The organism is Citrobacter sp. TBCS-14 (assembly GCF_005280805.1).
In the GTDB taxonomy this organism is placed as follows: Bacteria; Pseudomonadota; Gammaproteobacteria; order Enterobacterales; family Enterobacteriaceae; genus Citrobacter; species Citrobacter gillenii.
Genome location: NZ_SZWM01001075.1, coordinates 363 through 867 on the forward strand (window position 1 = coordinate 363; position 505 = coordinate 867).

Sequence of the window (505 nt, forward strand, 5' to 3'; positions counted from 1 at the left end):
ATGCCTTTCATTTTCCCGCCGTAGAACATATTTAAAAACAGTGTTTGCAGGATGTCGTCGCGATGGTGTCCGAGCGCAATTTTGGTGGCGCCTAATTCGGTTGCCGTGCGGTACAAAATGCCGCGGCGCAGACGAGAACAGAGAGAGCAGGTCGTTTTGCCTTCAGGAATTTTATCTTTGACGATCCCGTAGGTATTTTCTTCGACAATTTTATACTCAACACCCAGTTGTTCCAGATACTCCGGCAGGATGTGCTCCGGGAAGCCCGGTTGTTTTTGATCCAAATTTACGGCGACCAAAGAGAAACTGATTGGGGCGCTTTGCTGCAAATTCCGCAGGATTTCCAGCATGGTGTAGCTATCTTTCCCACCGGAAAGACACACCATAATGCGATCGCCGTCTTCGATCATATTGAAATCGGCAATAGCTTCACCTACGTTACGACGCAGGCGTTTCTGTAATTTGTTTAGGTTGTATTGTTCTTTCTTTGTAACTTGTTGATTAT

Annotated in this window: 1 protein-coding gene; it reads right to left on the reverse strand. The window is 46.3% G+C overall.

What is annotated here, in order from left to right:
* A partial coding sequence (ttcA, locus tag FDX22_RS31970; protein ID WP_255433054.1) for a tRNA 2-thiocytidine(32) synthetase TtcA occupies positions 1-505 on the reverse strand: 505 nt, incomplete at both ends.